Source organism: Nonomuraea sp. NPDC003707, from assembly GCF_053587055.1.
In genome coordinates this window covers 179,153-193,268 of record NZ_JBSFNK010000024.1, presented here as the reverse complement: position 1 = coordinate 193,268, position 14,116 = coordinate 179,153, and the positions used below count along the sequence as shown (strand labels likewise).

Sequence of the window (14,116 nt, the reverse complement as noted above, 5' to 3'; positions counted from 1 at the left end):
GCCATCGACCAGATCGTGTGCACGGCCGCCGCCATGGCACCGGAAACCCCTGGCCAGGTCACCGTCGTCGGCGCCGGGCAGGACAGCGGCCCCCGAAGCTGCCCGAGGCAACGCTAGCGACCTGTCCACCAGCGGTCTTGGTCAGATCGTCCCATTCAGCGCCTACGTACCACGTCGCCGAGCTTGACCCTGGCGCCCGTCCGCAGCACCGCCCGCTGGTACACCTTGGCGCCGAAGGCCAGCGCCGCGAGCACCGCCGCCACCATCGCCGCCGTGGAGAGCCCCGCCTGCCACAGCGGCACCTCGGTCGCGGCCATCCGCACCGGCATGACGATCGAGGAGAACGGCGGCACGTACGACATGACCGTGGCCAGCGTGCCCGTGGGATCGAGGGTGGCGTAGAAGGCCACGAAGTAGCTCACCATGATCACCATGATGACCGGCGTCAGCACGCTGTTGACCTCCTCCAGGCGCGAGACCAGCGAGGCGAACGCGCCCGCCAGCGTGGCGAAGAAGGCGTACCCGAGGACGAACCACACCACCACCCCGGTCACCAGCCCCGGCATGCCGGGCGGGAAGTCGCCGGCGATGCCCGAAGCCATGGAGGCAGCCAGGCCGACCGTCAGGATCGTGACCAGGTTGATCAGGCCGACCGCGCCCAGCCCGACGATCTTGCCGCCGAACAGCTGCCACGGCCGCAGCGTGGAGAGCAGGATCTCCACGATCCTGCTGCCCTTCTCCTCCACCACGCCCATGGCCACCATCCCGACCTGGCCGATGAGCATCATGAAGAGCACGATCACCAGCACCACGGCGAGCCCGGTGCGCGCGGCCTGATAGCGGGTGTCGGCGCCCACGGACACCATCTTCAGCGGCGGGATCGACACGCCTGCGGCCCCGAGCTTCGCCTCCCGGTTGACGCTCTGCAGGAGCACGCCGAGCTGGTCGTCGATCTCCCCGTCCGTGAGCACCTTGGTGCCGTTGACCAGCACCGCGTCCACGTCCTTTGCGAGCACGGCCTGCTTGGCGGCGGCCTCGTCGGAGAACGCGCGCCAGGTGAACTCCGAGTCCGGGGCGGCGGCCTCCAGCGGCAGCCGCTGGGAGTTGACGGTGCCGAGGGTGTAGGAATTAGGCCCGTCGAGCAGCTTCGGCGCGAAGGAGACGGCCGCCACCAGCACGGCCGTGATGATCAGGCCGGTGACGAACGCCTTCGTACGGAGCTGCGTCACGATCTCCCTGCGGGCGACCAGCATCAACTCGTTCACGCCACGGCCTCCTTGAAGATCTCGGTGAGGGTCGGGCGCTCGTGGTCGAAGTGTTCGACGTGCCCGGCCTTGATGGCGCGGCGCAGGATCTCCTGGTCGTCGCCGTTCGTCGTACGCAGAATGTGCCGGTCGCCGGACACGGTGACCGTGCCGGGCAGTCCGTCCGCCCAGCCGGGGGACGGATCGCGGACGACCACCCGCAGCGTGTCGTCCTCGGCCGAGCGCAGGTCGGCCACCGTGCCCGTGGCCACCATCCGCCCGGCGGACACGATGCCGACCGAGTCGCACAGCCGCTCGACCAGCTCCAGCTGGTGGCTGGAGAAGATCACCGGCACGCCGCCCCTGCACCGCTCCTGCAGAGCGGTGGCCAGCGCGTCCACCGCGATCGGGTCGAGTCCGGAGAACGGCTCGTCCAGCACCAGGACCTCGATGTCGTGCACCAGCGCCACGGCGAGCTGCACGCGCTGCTGGTTGCCCAGCGAAAGCGCCTGCACCGGGTCGTTCCTGCGCTCGGCCACGCCCAGCCGCTCCATGAGGTCCTCGGTGGCCTTCTTGGCAGTGGCTGCGCTCATCCCGTGCAGGCGGCCGAAGTATTCGATCTGCTCGGCGACCCGCATCTTCTGGTAGAGGCCGCGTTCTTCCGGCATGTAGCCGAAGCGGCGCCGGTCGTCGTAGCCGAGCGAGCGGCCCTGCCAGCTCACCGAGCCGGAGTCGGCCTGGAGCACACCCATCACGATGCGCATGGTCGTCGTCTTGCCCGCGCCGTTCGCGCCGACGAACCCGAACATCTCCCCCGGCCGTACGGCGAAACTGATCCCGTCCAGGGCGAGCTTGCCGTCGGGAGCGTCGGGGCCGCCCGCGAAGCGCTTGTGTAACTCGCTGATCTCGAGCATCAGGTGCTCTCCTTCATCATGGGTGCCGCCAAGAACTGTGCGATGAGCCGCCGTGGTGCGTCATGTCAGCCGCCGCCGCTCGCCGCCGCCGCCCTGGCCTCATCGACGCTCTTGCGCAATGCGGTCGCGATCGGCTCGACCGGCGCGGACAGCTGCTGGATCCGGTCCCGGCGCAGACGCGCCTCCCGCCAGGAGGGAACCACCGTCTTGAGCCGGGCCGCCGTGGCCAGCGCCGCCAGGACGCGGACGTCCTCATCCAGGAGCCCGACCGGCTGCCCGCCGCGGATGGCCTGGCCGACGCGCTCGGCCAGCCTGCGTGACAGGTACGCCTTGCGCGGCGTGATCCGCTCGACCGGGAACAGCAGGATCCGGCGTCGCTCCACGTTGATCATCCGGGCGGCCGCCAGCTCGTCGCGTACCAAGCGGACCGCCTTGCCGTTGTGTTTCTGCACCCACCGCCGCCACGAGCGGGGCGGCGAGTTCGAGATCTGCTCCCAGACCACGGCCCGCAGCGAACCCGGCTCGGCGGCCGGGGCGGTGAGAGCTCGCGCCTTGCCCGACTCGTCCGCCAGGTTGCCCGCCAGCAGCAGCTCGGCGAGGGTGGCCGCGCGCAGCAGGTAACCCAGGTCTCCCCGCTGGGTCAGCTTCTCCTTCCGCAGGTCGAAGGCCAGTAGGAAGGCCGATCGGGTCAGTGACTCACCCTGCTTCACTTGCGTCTCCATCCGCCTGCTCCCCTTCTTCTTCCTGATCTGTGTCGTCTTCCGGCGCCTTCCTCGGCCGTCCGCGTGGGCGCATCCGCCCCACGCTGTCCGGCAGGCGTCCGGCCTCCGAGAGGGCCCTGCGCAACAGGAACTCGATCTGCGAGTTCGTGCTGCGCAGGTCGTCGGCGGCCCACCTGGCCAGCGCGTCGTGGACCACCGGGTCGAGCCGCAGCAGGATCTTCTTCCGCTCCACGGCGATTACGGGTAGAGCGTGCCGGTGTTGACCACCGGCTGGGTGTCGCGGTCACCGACCGCCCCCTCGACGATCCGCTGCCGGGCCGCCACCACCGCGCCGGCCTGGATGGCGACGAACTCCACGAAGTCATCCACCTCGAACACCGCCTGCGCCGTGTCCCGCACCTGCCAGACCACCACGGTCGCGTCGTTGACCTTCGTCACGTCCGTCGCACCGGCGCACCGTGATCGGGTTGACCCGCTGGAAGCCCGGGGTGCGCAGGGTGCCGACGTACCGGCCGAGCAGCTGCACCACCCTGGCCTCCCCCGGCGCCACCGCGGTGAGGCCGAAGGACATGAAGAGCCCGAGCAGGATCATCAGGCTGCTCGCGATGACCACCCACATGCCGCCCTGCCCAGCCCCCGCGGCGAGCAGGACGATCCCCACGACGAGCAGCGCGATCCCGGCCAGGTCCAGCCCCGTCGCCACCCCCAGCATCACGAACCCGTCGGCCACCCGCACCGGGTGCTCGCTCGTGCGCGGTGCGGGCATGTCCACGACGGCGGTCTCAAGTGCGGCCTCGCCCGATGCGTTCGCCATCGTCCGCCCCTTCTATGTGACTTCACCTTGCTAGCAAAGTGATATCACTTTTTGGGCGACTGTGGAAGGCCGGGTCTGAGCTTCTCCCCTCCGCGCCTGTCAGAGCGACTTGACGAGTGCGGCGGCGAATGCCGGGGCGTCGGTGATGAAGCCGATGTGGCCGCCTGGAAGTTCGGCCACGTCGCGACCCAGACGCCTGCCCAGCGCCACGGTCGCCTCGTAACAGGGGCGTCCGCGTGATTCGCGGCCGGCCGCGGGAGTGACACGACCGGCGTGCGCCGCGAGCGCGGCAAGGTCGAGAGGGGCCGGCGGGTACTGGCGTAGCTCGTGCTCGAACCAGTAGGCGGCGTTGGCGTCGCTTCTCGGGGCGTTGGCCATGTGCCAGTGGTCATAGGGGGCGAATGTGCGTTCCCGGAACAGCGTCATCGCGGACTCGGGGCCGGAGCGCCGATGGAGGTCGTAGACCTCGGAGAAGAACCGTACCCATGTGTCGCCGTCGGGGAGCAGTCGCGTCACGGGCGGTTCGTACGGGATGAGAGTGCGGATCGCAGAGGGGTGGCGGGCGAGGAGTTCCAGTCCGACCACGGCTCCGGAACTGGCGCCGAAGACGATCGCCGGCCCGGCGCCGAGGTGCTCGATCAGGCGGCGAGCGTCGTCGGCGTCGGTTTCCAGGCGGCGGGCGTAGTCCTGCGAGCCTTCGAGGAGGCTGCGGGAGAAGCCGCGGCGGTCGTAGATGGCGACGGCGAAGTGGGCGGTCAGGTGCTGGGTGACGGCTCGATATACGTCCGCCACGCCAGGGGCGCCTGTGATCAGGAGGAGGAGAGGGCCTCTCCCGTGGGTCTCGTAGTAGAGACGGGCTCCTGGGACTTCGAGCGTGCTCACGTGTCCAGCACTCCTCATCTGTTCGCGGTGCTGCGGAATTTTGCGATACAGAGTGTATGTATATAGTACGACATGTTTCAGGTCGAGACAGAGAGGCGGTCGCATCCCCGACGGCGTCCTGGCCCGGCTCGCCGCGCTCACCAGAATCCGACCCTCACCGAATCCCGAAAGGACTGCCGATGCCGACCGCCGAAGCCCGCGTCACAACCGAACGCGCCGGCCGATACCTCGTCCAGCTATGCCGCCACGCCACCCAGATGGGCCACGGCTTCCCCGCTCACCCCGGCCGCGACCGGCACACGGGCAGCGAGAGGCCGAAGAACGTCCAGGCCGAGTGGTCGGAGACCAGCGGGACCATCACCGTCGACCGGGGATCCTGCGTTCTGGAGGCCACTCCCGAGGCCCTGACCTTACGGATCGAGGCCGAGGACGAGGACGGGCTGCAGCGCCTCCAGACCCTCCTCACCAGGAACATCACGCGGATGGGCAGAAGGGACGGCCTGGCCGTGGACTGGAACCGTACGGACGCGAACGCCGGAACAGCGCCTGCCGTGGCGAAGGCTGCACCGCGTCGAAGCCGGCATACGGTGCTCGGCCTTACGGTGGCCGCCGTCCTGGCGGTCGGCGTGCACGTGGGCCTGGCCGCGGGCATTCTGGCGATTCCGCATTGGGCCGGACTGGGCGCGGACGTCGTCCTGGTGGCCCTCCTGGTGAAGGCGGCCCTGGTGGCGACCCACGTCTGGCGCCGCCGCCGACCGTCCGCCAAAGCCCGCTGAGACCGACCGGGCGTCCGGCTCAGCGGGCTCGCAACCCGGACAAAGTGAGTGCGACGAGCCGCTGGACAGCGGCTTTGGACGGAAGGGCGCCGGCCGCCTGAAGCGCGTGCAGGCAGAACGTGGCCAGCTCGTCCGCCGCCACGTCGTCACGTATGACGCCGGCCCGCGCGGCATCGGCCAGCGCATCGCGGAACATGGCGTGCAGCTGCTGCCGGGCGTGGCCGGCGTCGTGCGATCGGTGCAGGAGAGTGACGAGGTCGGGGCTGAAACCGTGCCCTGCCATCTGCTGATGGATGAGCGCGTACGTCTCCAGCATGGCCTCGAGCCGCCGCCCGGCATCGGCCTCACGCTCCCCCGCCCGTACGAGGTGCTCCAGATGCCCGGCGACCTGGCGGTTGTGCCAGGCCACCAGAATCGTCTCGACGTCGGGGAAGTACTTGTAGAGCGTGGCCCGGCCGATGCCGGTCTTCTCGGCGATCTGCGACATCGTCACCGCCAGCAGCCCCCGCTCGCCCACCAGCTCCACTGTGGCGTCCAGGATCGCGTCATGCACGGTACGGCGGTGCGCCTCGATCGTCTCGTTCCACAGTTTGGGCACCCAGCCAGTGTACGAGGCGACGCAGGGGTCATCGGAGGTGTCGCTGCGGGCGGCCCGGTCCGGAAGGCCGAGCTTGGTCAGCACGCGCGACCCCCGAACTGTCACCGCAGGAGTCGCGCTTCGAAAGGCGCGAGAGTGACCGCACCGGGCAGCCGGTCTCGCTCGCCGAGGGTCGCATGCGATGACCAGAGCGTGCTCCTGGAACCGGGAAACGCGACCGTCTGGTCGCGGTCGGAAAGGTTCACCGCCACGACGAGTGAGTTCTCGCCGTCGCGACGGAGGTAGGCGAGATGGTCCGGGTCGGCGGAGAGCACGGTGATGCCGCCCTGGCGCAGCGCGGCCAGCTCTCGCCGGAGCTTCAGGAGTTCCCGGACGCGGGAGAGGAGTGAGCGGGGGTCGAGTTCCTGGCTCTCGACGCTGAACTGCCCCGCCCACGCGGGTACGGGCAGCCACGGCTCGACGTCGTCGGGCGTGAATCCGGCGTGCGACGGCGTCGCCTCCCAGGGCATGGGCATCCGCTGGGGGTCCCGGCCGAGTCCGAGGCCGGGCGCGCGGAGTTCGGCGCAGTCGCGGGCGCGCCCGGCGTCGACCGGGGCGTCGGGCAGGCCGAGTTCGTCGCCGTAGTAGAGCGTCGGCGTCCCCTTGAGCGTGAGCAGCAGGGCCAGCGCGCCGGGGACGCGTTCCGTCCCGATGCGGCTGGCGAGCCGGGACCTGTCGTGGTTGCTCAGCACCCAGTTGGGGTGCGAGCCGGGTGGGAGCGCGGCGTAGTAGCGCTGGATGAGTTTCGCCAGGTCGAGGCCGTTCCAGGGGGCGTCGATGAGGGAGAAGTTCATCGCGATGTCCAGCCCCCGCGTGCCGAGGGCGGCGACGCGTTCGAGTTTGAGGTGGAGCTCACCCATCAGCATCCGGTCGTCGTACTCGTCGATGACCGTGTGCATCTGCGCGAGCAGGCCCGGGAGCTCGGGTTGGTCGGCGGTGTACTTCTGGATCTGCCGGACCGTCGTGTGGGCGCCCGCGCCGCCGATCTCGAACGACTCGCCGCCGTCATCCATCATCGGGTTGTCGCGCAGCTGCGCGTCCTTGATGAGCCGCCACACCGCGTCCACGCGGAACCCGTCGACCCCGCGGTCCAGCCAGAACCGCATGACCTCGAACATCGCCTCCCGGACGGCCGGGTTGCGCCAGTTCAGGCTCGGCTGCTCGGGCAGGTGCGCGTGGTAGTAGTACTGCCCGGTCGGCTCGTGGAAGGTCCAGGCGGGGCCGCCGAAGGCGGAGGCCCAGTTGTTGGGCGGGCTGCCGTCCGGCTTCGGATCGTGCCAGAGGTACCAGTCCCGGTGCGTGCTGTCACGGCTCGACAGCGCGTCGCGGAACCAGGGATGTTCGCTGGAGGTGTGCTGGGGCACGTAGTCGAGGACGACACGCAGCCCTCGATCGTGCGCCCCTCGAACCACGCGATCGAAGGTGGCCAGATCGCCGAACACCGTCCCGACCTCCGTGTGACCGGACACGTCGTAGCCGAAGTCCAGCAGCGGCGAGGCATAGATCGGGCTCAGCCACACCGCGGTCACGCCGAGTGCCGCGATGTGGTCGAGGCGCCGCTCCACACCCCGCAGATCGCCGAATCCGTCCGCGTCGCCGTCCTGGAACGACGGCACGTACACCTGGTAGAAGGCGCCCTCGCGCCACCACCGTCCGTTCTGGGCGTTCATCCTTTGACTGCTCCCGCGGTGAGGCCGGACACGATCTTTCTCTGGAAGACCAGAACCAGGAGAACGAGCGGGATCGAGATGATCACGGACGCGGCGCTGATCGTGCCGAGCGGTTGCTCGTACTCGCTCGCGCCCGTGAAGAACGCGATGGCGACGGGGACGGTGCGGGCCTCGGGACTGTACGTCAGCGTGGCCGCGAGCAGGAACTCGTTCCAGGCGAAGATGAACGCGAGGATTCCCACGGTGGCTATACCGGGTGCGGCGAGCGGGAGGATGACCTTGTAGTAGGCCTGGAACGGGGACGTGCCGTCGATGTACGCCGCCTCCTCGAGCTCCACGGGGATCTCTTTGAAGAAGGACACGAGGGTGTAGATCGACAACGGCAGGGTGAACGTCAGATAGGGGATGATCAGCCCCACCAGCGTGTTGTAGAGCCCGAGATCGTTCCACAGGGAGAACATCGGCGCGGCGATCGCGATGCCCGGGAAGGTCGTCACGGACAGCACGATGCTCAGGATGAGGAACTTGCCGCGCATCCTGAGCCGCGCGAGAGGATACGCGGCGAACGACGCGACGGCGAGCGCGAGCAGGGTGGTCGTCGTCGCCACGATGACGGAGTTGACCAGCGCGCCCACGAACTGGCTGTCGCCGAGCACCGCCAGGTAATTCTCGAAAGTGGGGCGCGGAGGGGTGAGACTCGCCGTCGAGAGGTCGGGCCCGGTCTTCAACGACGTGTTGACCAGCCAGTAGACCGGCACGATCGAGAAGACCATGACGACGGCGATGGCACACCAGACCAGCGGGTTGTGCTCCGGACCGCGCCGCCGGGCCCTTCGCCGTGGCGACGGCTGCCGGCCGGTGGCGGTGTTGCTCATCGTGAACCTCCCTTGACGACCGATCGGATGTTGCCGCCGGCGAAGCGGATGTAGAGGAAGGACACGAACATGACGATGGCGAACGTGAGGATCGACACCGCGGATCCTTCGCCGATCAGCTGGTTGCCGCGCAAGGTCTGGTAGGCCAGGACGGACATCGTCTCCGTGCCGTAGGCGCCACGCGTCAGCACGAACGGCAGGTCGAAAACGCGCAGGGCGTCGAGCGTACGGAAGATCATCGCCAGCGCGATCGCGGGCCACAGCAGGGGCAGCGTGATGCTCCAGAAGTGCCGCAAAGCGCCGGCGCCGTCGATCTGCGAGGCCTCCCGCAGGTCGGCGGGGATGACCTGAAGCCCGGCGAGCACCAGGAGCGCGACGAAGGGCGCCGTCTTCCAGACGTCCGCCAGGATCACCACCGTCATCGCGTATCCGCTCTGCCCCAGCCAGACCACGCCGGCGTCGGTGAGGCCGAGGGAGCTGAGCATCGTGGAGACGAGACCCAGATCCGGGTCGAAGATGGTCCGCCACGTGATGGCGGACACGACCGTCAGGATCGCGTACGGGAGCAGCACGATGCTGCGCAGCAGCGTCCTGAACCGGAAGGCGATGTTCAGCAGGAGCGCCAGGCCGATCCCGATGACCAGCTCGAGCGGGACCGAGATCGCGGTGAACAGGAAGGTGTTGCGCACGGCCTCCCACCACGCGCGCGAGGTGAGCTGCTCGGCGTAATTGCCCAGGCCGACGAATCGCGAGAGCCCAGGGGTGATGACGCTGTACTGGTGCAGCGAGAGCCAGATCGCGTAGAGCACGGGATAGCCGGCGACGCCGGCCATGAGGATGAGGGCGGGCGCCACCATACGCGCCGCGAGGCGCCTCTCGGTGGAGTCCGAGAGGTGCCTCGAGGATCGGAAGAACCGCATTGCCATCAGAACGTCTTCAGGGCGGTGCCGACCTTGTCCGCCATCTGCGAGGCCCCTGCCTGCGGAGTCAGCTCTCCGGAGAGCACCTTCCCCACGGTCTGGTAGATCGCCTGCGAGATCTGCGGATAGACGGGCGACACCGGCCGCGCCTTCGCGCTCGTCAGCGCCTTCAGCAGCTCCTGCGAGAACGGCAGCGCCTTCTTGACCGGCTCGGACGTGTAGGCCGCCGCGACGGCGGGGGCGAGCGCGTTCTTGACCGCGATCTGCTCCTGCCAGCTGTCGCCGGTCATGAAGTCGATCATCGCGAGGGCGCCCGCCTGGTTCTTGGAGAACGTGCTGACGGCGACGTTGCTGCCGCCGAGCACGCCGACGCCGTTGCCCGGCGTCTTCCACCCGGGAAGCGGCGTCACGGCGAACTTGCCGGCGATGGCCGACTTCTGGCCGGCCGCGTAGGCGTAGGGGTAATTGCGCATGGTCGCGCCGGCGCCGGACTCGAACGCGAGGCGGGTGGCGTCCTCGTCGTACGTCAGCACCGCCTTCGGCGCGGCGCCCTTGTTGATGCCGTTCTGCATGAACGTGAGGACTTCGGCCGTCTGCGGCGAATTGACGGCCACCTCGCCCTTGTCGTTCAGCACCTCGCCGCCCGCGCTGTACAACAACTCGAGAAAGCTCACAGTGAGCGACTCACTTTGTGAGGCCTGGTAGAGGAATCCCTTCTTGGAGTCCGCCTCGCCATATGAGTAGAGCTGCTGCCAGGTCTGCGGAGCCTGCGTCTTGTCGGTGCGGTAGTAGAGCAGACCGGTGTTCGAATAGAACGGGACACCCCAGTATTTGTCCTTGTAGAGCAGGGTGCCGGCCGTGGACGGAATGAGTTTGTCCAGCTTGGACGAGATGACTTTGCTCATGTCCGCGAGCCAGCCCTGGGCGGCCAGCTGCGCCGTCCAGACCACATCGAGGCGGACGACGTCACACTGCGTCGACTTCGTCTGCATTCGCTGCGTAATCTGCTGCAGCTGGTCGTCGGCCGACGCTCCCAGCTCTACATAATTGGCCACCGTCCCCGGGTGCGCCTTGTTGAAGGCCTCCATCGTGGCCTTCCAGACGCCCGACGAGTCCGTGGGCCCGCAGACCGTGACATTTCCCTTCGCGGACTTGGCCAGCGCCGGATCCATAGCCGTACTGGTGGAGGCCGACTGCTGGGAGTCGGAACACGCGGTGAGCGCTACGGCCAGTGCTGAGCCCGCTCCGATTACCGTGACGGCACGGAGCAGACGTCGTTCACGTGTCAACATCATTGCCGCTTTCTCTGATTACTTCTGGGCTATGTCGTCGTAGCGCCACGAATCGAGCAGGCCCGGGGAGTTTGCTGTTGAAGGGGATTCTCGCTAGAATCCGAATAATCCTATTTGTAGGATGAATGGAGTAGATCACATGATCGAACCTCGTGTCAAGGTGACCAGGAGGAACCTGTCGGCCTCGATCGCCGACGACCTGCTGTTCAAGATCAAGAGTGGCCAGTATCCACCGGGCTCGAAGGTGCCGGGCGAGAAGGAGCTGATGGAGGCTTACGGGGTTGGCCGCAACACCGTCCGGGAGGCGGTCCAATCGCTTGTGACCATGGGTTACCTCGACGTGCGCCCACGCGTCGGAGCGCGGGTGACCTCCGTCCCGATCGAAGAGGCGGTCGAGGCGGCGGCGATCTCCGCATTACTGGAGGGGCAGGCCGTTGGGGACATCTATGAGCTGCGGCGCGTGCTGGAGACCGCGATCGCCGAGCGGGCGGCGACCGAGGCGAGTCCCGCCGACCTCGAGGCGATCGGCGTCGCCCTCGACGACTACGAACGCGCGCACCGGGACGGGCAGGGCGCCTACCGCGCCGACGTCGCCTTCCACGCGGCGCTGGCGGTCGCGAGCCACAACGTGGCGTTCCGCAACGTGCTCGAGGGTGTGGGGGATCTTCTTCTGAACGCGCGCCAGCTGACCGATCGTCTGCCTGGCGCGATCTCACTTGCGCTGAAGGAGCACACGGAGATCTTGCGAGCGGTCGAGCAGCGTGACCCCGACAAGGCGCGTCACGCGATGAAGGTGCACATGGACACTTCCGTAGAGGCGTGGAAACGCGCCCAGCGACTCTTCGTCGAGAGCTGATCGGCGAGTGAGCGATCACAAGAAGCCGGACGGGGACCGACTCCCGCCTGGCCGGAAAAACCTTCGGGTAGCCGTCGCCAACCCCCTTCACGAGGAGTCCTACCAGCTCATCCTGGAACGCGAACCGCGCGTGACCCTGCTGTTCGATCCCTCGTTGCTGCCGCCCGCCCGGCACCAGGCGGACTTCTCCGGCGATCCCGGGTTTCGGCGGACTCCGGAGCAGCAGCGAAGATTCGAGGCCCTCCTCGATTCCGCCGACGCGCTGCTGGGGATCCCTGACGTCGATCCTGCGGCGCTGGCCCGTACGGTGCAGTCGAATCCGCGCCTGAAGTGGGTGCACACGACCTCCGCCGGCGGCGGCCAGCAGGTCGGGAAGGCCGGGCTGAGCCCGTCGCACTTCCAGAGGGTCACGTTCACCACGTCGGCGGGCGTGCATGGATCGCCGCTGTCCGAGTTCGTGGTGCTGGGCGTCCTCTGCGGCGCCAAGGATCTTCCCCGGCTGCTGCGGCAGAAGAGCCGGCGCCAGTGGGGCGAACGGTGGATGTCGCGGCAGATCTCCCGGCAGAAGGTGCTGATCCTCGGCTTCGGGGGGATCGGCAGGGCCGTCGCCCGCTCTCTCTCCGCGCTCGGCATGAGCGTCACGGCGACCTCACGCCACGCCGACGCCAAACACCTGGACGTCGACAGGTTCGTGAGCATCGACGAACTGGACGACGTCGTCGGCGAGATGGACGTGATCGTGTCCGCGCTGCCGGGCACCGACCTGACGCGACGGATCGTGGGCGAACGGCTGCTCGCGCGGGTCAAACGCGGGGTCACGTTCGTGAACGTGGGCCGCGGCAGCGTGGTCGACGAGCCGGCTCTGAGCGCGGCGCTGGAGGACGGGCGGATCGGGTTCGCGGCACTCGACGTGTTCGAGGTCGAGCCGTTGCCCGCCGCGAGCCCGCTCTGGGGAATGCCCAACGTCCTGATCAGTCCGCACACCGCGGCTCTCGCGGTCGACGAGGAGACGGCCGTCGTGGAGCTGTTCGCCGACAACGCCACCCGGCTGCTGGACGGGCACGAGCTCGTGAACGTCGTCGACACGGTCGAGTTCTACTGATGCCTCGGGTCGATATCGGCCGATCAGACCGAGGAAGGGGATTTCCGCTGCGACCACTTGTTGTAGTGATGGGCGTGTCCGGGGCCGGAAAGACCACCGTCGGCCGCTTACTCGCCGAGCGGCTGCGAGTGCCTTTCCTCGACGGCGACGACCTCCATCCGCGGGCCAATGTGGCCAAGATGGCTTCGGGCGTCCCGCTCACGGACGACGACCGTTTCCCGTGGCTCGTAGCGGTCGGAGGCGCTCTCGCCGGCTTACGAGCGGAAGGGGCGGTGGTCGCGTGCTCGGCGCTCAAACGAAAATACCGGGAGACCATTCTCGCCGAGGCCCCGAGTGCGGTGTTCGTCGAGCTCCATGCCCCGCCGGACCTCATCGCCCGTCGCGTCGAGGCACGCACCGGGCATTTCATGCCGGGGGCGCTGTTCGACTCGCAAATGAAAACCCTCGAGCCGTTGGAGGCGGACGAACCGGGGTTCCGCGTGGACTGCACTCATGAGCCGGACCGCGTGGTCGCGAACCTCATGGAGGAGATCCTGCCGCGCGACTCCCGCGTCCCGCCCTGCTGAGCGCCAGGCAGCGGATGAGCGTTCGGCGTGGACGGTGCTCGTCGAAGTACTTGTATTCGGTACCCAGGTACGGGTTTACCGTCGAGGCATGACACGAGAGGCCATAACCCTGGACCAGCAGTGGGTGCCGTCGGCGTGCACGCTGCCCACCGCCGAGCAGCCGCTTCGCGTGGCCGAGTTCGACGCGTTGTTCGCTGAGGCTGTGCAGGCGGTCCGGCGGCCGGACCGTACCCGGCTGCTCCTTGATCTGGTCTTCGCTCCGGACAACGCCGGCCGAGCCTCGCAGCTGGCCGCTCGCGAAAGCGGCTGCTGCTCGTTCTTCTCCTTCACCCTCACCATCGCGGATGGCGTCATGGGTCTGGAGGTACGGGTGCCCGAGCAGCACCTAAAGGTCCTGGACGCCCTGCAGGCGCGGGCTGAAGCGGCGGCCGGCCTGACATGACATCCGGCTCGAACCCCTATGGCAACCGCTCCAAGATCACCGCGACGCAGCCGACCGAATCCGTCCACCTGCGCACCGGGCAAGTAGCCGAGCTCGCCGGGGTCAACATCCAGACACTGCGCTACTACGAGCGCCGGGGCTTGATCGCCAAGCCGGACCGGAGCCCCGGCGGGCATCGCGCCTACCCGCCCGAGACGGTCACCTTGCTGGGCGTCATCAAAGCCGCCCAGCGGCTCGGCTTCACCCTGGAGGAGGTGGCTGAGCTGCTCGAGACGGGACGGCGCAGCCATCCCAGCCCTGACCTGCAAGAGCGGGCGAAGGCCAAGATGACCGAGATAGATCGCAAGATCGCCGACCTGACCACCATCCGGGACACGCTCGGGCAGGTGATCGCAGCCCGCTGC

Annotated in this window: 17 protein-coding genes and 1 pseudogene; 6 read left to right on the top strand and 12 right to left on the bottom strand. The window is 68.3% G+C overall.

Annotation, left to right across the window (positions count from 1 at the left end):
• Nucleotides 1-155: 155 nt before the first annotated feature.
• The 7 genes from ACWDRB_RS44335 to ACWDRB_RS44305 form a co-directional block, all read right to left on the bottom strand.
• Nucleotides 156-1,265, bottom strand: coding sequence for an ABC transporter permease (locus ACWDRB_RS44335; RefSeq protein WP_449904568.1), 1,110 nt, complete (start codon nucleotides 1,263-1,265; stop codon nucleotides 156-158).
• Entirely contained in the window at nucleotides 1,262-2,158 is an 897-nt protein-coding gene (locus ACWDRB_RS44330) for an ABC transporter ATP-binding protein (protein WP_449904565.1), read from the bottom strand. Before ACWDRB_RS44330 ends, ACWDRB_RS44335 begins: the two co-directional genes overlap by 4 nt.
• A gap of 65 nt (nucleotides 2,159-2,223) precedes the next feature.
• The gene (locus ACWDRB_RS44325) at nucleotides 2,224-2,880 is read right to left on the bottom strand and encodes a GPP34 family phosphoprotein (protein ID WP_449904562.1); all 657 of its coding nucleotides are present in this window, start codon (nucleotides 2,878-2,880) and stop codon (nucleotides 2,224-2,226) included.
• The gene (locus tag ACWDRB_RS44320; protein ID WP_449904560.1) at nucleotides 2,855-3,112 is read right to left on the bottom strand and encodes a hypothetical protein; all 258 of its coding nucleotides are present in this window, start codon (nucleotides 3,110-3,112) and stop codon (nucleotides 2,855-2,857) included. The genes ACWDRB_RS44325 and ACWDRB_RS44320 overlap by 26 nt, the downstream gene beginning before the upstream one ends.
• Nucleotides 3,113-3,117: 5 nt before the next feature.
• The gene (locus ACWDRB_RS44315) at nucleotides 3,118-3,249 is read right to left on the bottom strand and encodes a hypothetical protein (RefSeq protein WP_449904557.1); all 132 of its coding nucleotides are present in this window, start codon (nucleotides 3,247-3,249) and stop codon (nucleotides 3,118-3,120) included.
• Nucleotides 3,242-3,694 (bottom strand): hypothetical protein, encoded by a 453-nt coding sequence (locus tag ACWDRB_RS44310; protein ID WP_449904554.1) that lies wholly within the window; start codon nucleotides 3,692-3,694, stop codon nucleotides 3,242-3,244. Before ACWDRB_RS44310 ends, ACWDRB_RS44315 begins: the two co-directional genes overlap by 8 nt.
• 99 nt (nucleotides 3,695-3,793) lie before the next feature.
• Entirely contained in the window at nucleotides 3,794-4,576 is a 783-nt protein-coding gene (locus tag ACWDRB_RS44305) for an alpha/beta fold hydrolase (protein ID WP_449904552.1), read from the bottom strand.
• Nucleotides 4,577-4,755: 179 nt separating this feature from the next.
• Between ACWDRB_RS44305 and ACWDRB_RS44300 the strand changes: the two genes are divergently transcribed.
• Nucleotides 4,756-5,352 carry a DUF2218 domain-containing protein gene (locus ACWDRB_RS44300; protein WP_449904550.1) on the top strand — a complete coding sequence of 199 codons (597 nt, stop codon included), beginning with the start codon at nucleotides 4,756-4,758 and terminating at the stop codon, nucleotides 5,350-5,352.
• Nucleotides 5,353-5,371: 19 nt separating this feature from the next.
• On the opposite strand, the gene ACWDRB_RS44295 is transcribed toward ACWDRB_RS44300, so the two are convergent.
• The 5 genes from ACWDRB_RS44295 to ACWDRB_RS44275 form a co-directional block, all read right to left on the bottom strand.
• Nucleotides 5,372-6,034 (bottom strand): TetR/AcrR family transcriptional regulator, encoded by a 663-nt coding sequence (locus tag ACWDRB_RS44295; protein ID WP_449904547.1) that lies wholly within the window; start codon nucleotides 6,032-6,034, stop codon nucleotides 5,372-5,374.
• Nucleotides 6,035-6,051: 17 nt separating this feature from the next.
• Complete coding sequence (locus ACWDRB_RS44290) at nucleotides 6,052-7,659, bottom strand: alpha-amylase family glycosyl hydrolase (RefSeq protein ID WP_449904545.1); 1,608 nt, start codon at nucleotides 7,657-7,659, stop codon at nucleotides 6,052-6,054.
• Nucleotides 7,656-8,534 carry a carbohydrate ABC transporter permease gene (locus ACWDRB_RS44285; protein ID WP_449904542.1) on the bottom strand — a complete coding sequence of 293 codons (879 nt, stop codon included), beginning with the start codon at nucleotides 8,532-8,534 and terminating at the stop codon, nucleotides 7,656-7,658. Before ACWDRB_RS44285 ends, ACWDRB_RS44290 begins: the two co-directional genes overlap by 4 nt.
• Entirely contained in the window at nucleotides 8,531-9,391 is an 861-nt protein-coding gene (locus tag ACWDRB_RS44280) for a carbohydrate ABC transporter permease (RefSeq protein WP_449904539.1), read from the bottom strand. The genes ACWDRB_RS44285 and ACWDRB_RS44280 overlap by 4 nt, the downstream gene beginning before the upstream one ends.
• A gap of 68 nt (nucleotides 9,392-9,459) precedes the next feature.
• Entirely contained in the window at nucleotides 9,460-10,626 is a 1,167-nt protein-coding gene (locus ACWDRB_RS44275) for an ABC transporter substrate-binding protein (RefSeq protein WP_449904537.1), read from the bottom strand.
• Between the two features lie 259 nt (nucleotides 10,627-10,885).
• On the opposite strand from ACWDRB_RS44275, the gene ACWDRB_RS44270 reads away from it, so the two are divergent.
• The 5 genes and pseudogenes from ACWDRB_RS44270 to ACWDRB_RS44250 all read left to right on the top strand — a co-directional run.
• On the top strand, nucleotides 10,886-11,602 hold the full coding sequence (locus tag ACWDRB_RS44270) for a FadR/GntR family transcriptional regulator (protein WP_357754311.1): 717 nt from the start codon (nucleotides 10,886-10,888) through the stop codon (nucleotides 11,600-11,602).
• A gap of 7 nt (nucleotides 11,603-11,609) precedes the next feature.
• A complete protein-coding gene (locus tag ACWDRB_RS44265; protein ID WP_449904533.1) occupies nucleotides 11,610-12,704 on the top strand; it encodes a D-2-hydroxyacid dehydrogenase in 1,095 nt (364 codons plus the stop codon).
• A gap of 68 nt (nucleotides 12,705-12,772) precedes the next feature.
• The gene (locus tag ACWDRB_RS44260) at nucleotides 12,773-13,270 is read left to right on the top strand and encodes a gluconokinase (RefSeq protein ID WP_449904531.1); all 498 of its coding nucleotides are present in this window, start codon (nucleotides 12,773-12,775) and stop codon (nucleotides 13,268-13,270) included.
• An 88-nt stretch (nucleotides 13,271-13,358) separates the two neighbouring features.
• Nucleotides 13,359-13,712 carry a hypothetical protein gene (locus ACWDRB_RS44255; RefSeq protein ID WP_449904529.1) on the top strand — a complete coding sequence of 118 codons (354 nt, stop codon included), beginning with the start codon at nucleotides 13,359-13,361 and terminating at the stop codon, nucleotides 13,710-13,712.
• Nucleotides 13,709-14,086, top strand: a pseudogene (locus ACWDRB_RS44250) (MerR family transcriptional regulator); the annotation flags it as partial. The gene ACWDRB_RS44255 and the pseudogene ACWDRB_RS44250, both read left to right, overlap by 4 nt.
• Between the last annotated feature and the right edge of the window lie 30 nt (nucleotides 14,087-14,116).

Excerpts from the sequence above, each read along its gene's own strand:
- ACWDRB_RS44330 (WP_449904565.1), bottom strand. The coding sequence starts at position 2,158 with ATGCTCGAGATCAGCGAGTTACACAAGCGCTTCGCGGGCGGCCCCGAC.
- ACWDRB_RS44325 (WP_449904562.1), bottom strand. The coding sequence starts at position 2,880 with ATGGAGACGCAAGTGAAGCAGGGTGAGTCACTGACCCGATCGGCCTTC.
- ACWDRB_RS44310 (WP_449904554.1), bottom strand. The coding sequence starts at position 3,694 with ATGGCGAACGCATCGGGCGAGGCCGCACTTGAGACCGCCGTCGTGGAC.
- ACWDRB_RS44300 (WP_449904550.1), top strand. The coding sequence starts at position 4,756 with ATGCCGACCGCCGAAGCCCGCGTCACAACCGAACGCGCCGGCCGATAC.
- ACWDRB_RS44290 (WP_449904545.1), bottom strand. The coding sequence starts at position 7,659 with ATGAACGCCCAGAACGGACGGTGGTGGCGCGAGGGCGCCTTCTACCAG.
- ACWDRB_RS44285 (WP_449904542.1), bottom strand. The coding sequence starts at position 8,534 with ATGAGCAACACCGCCACCGGCCGGCAGCCGTCGCCACGGCGAAGGGCC.
- ACWDRB_RS44280 (WP_449904539.1), bottom strand. The coding sequence starts at position 9,391 with ATGGTGGCGCCCGCCCTCATCCTCATGGCCGGCGTCGCCGGCTATCCC.
- ACWDRB_RS44275 (WP_449904537.1), bottom strand. The coding sequence starts at position 10,626 with ATGGATCCGGCGCTGGCCAAGTCCGCGAAGGGAAATGTCACGGTCTGC.
- ACWDRB_RS44270 (WP_357754311.1), top strand. The coding sequence starts at position 10,886 with ATGATCGAACCTCGTGTCAAGGTGACCAGGAGGAACCTGTCGGCCTCG.
- ACWDRB_RS44260 (WP_449904531.1), top strand. The coding sequence starts at position 12,773 with ATGGGCGTGTCCGGGGCCGGAAAGACCACCGTCGGCCGCTTACTCGCC.
- ACWDRB_RS44255 (WP_449904529.1), top strand. The coding sequence starts at position 13,359 with ATGACACGAGAGGCCATAACCCTGGACCAGCAGTGGGTGCCGTCGGCG.